Annotated in this window: 1 pseudogene; it reads right to left on the bottom strand. The window is 73.8% G+C overall.

Going from position 1 to position 237, the window contains the following annotated elements:
- A pseudogene (locus ACSNOK_RS36140) lies at nucleotides 1–184 on the bottom strand (proline dehydrogenase); the annotation flags it as partial.
- Nucleotides 185–237: the final 53 nt, after the last annotated feature.

Here is a 237-nt window from a genome sequence, read left to right as displayed (position 1 = left end):
CGCCGAGGTGGTCGAGGGTGACCTCCATGCCACGGGCGTCGAGCGACCGCACGGCGGCCATGGCGTCGCCCAGCCGCTCGCCGGCGACGAAGCGGTCCACCACGGGGCGGGTGACCGGCGCGGCCGAGACGATGCGGCGGATGCTGTCGCTGCGGGACGCGGCGAGGAGCACGGGACCCAGCACGGGGCACCTCCACTGAAGGGATGAGAACAGCCGATGCCCGACATCGCGGGAAC

Source organism: Streptomyces sp. URMC 126 (assembly GCF_051386555.1).
Taxonomy (GTDB): domain Bacteria; phylum Actinomycetota; class Actinomycetes; order Streptomycetales; family Streptomycetaceae; genus Streptomyces.
This window is presented reverse-complemented; position numbering and strand designations above follow the sequence as displayed.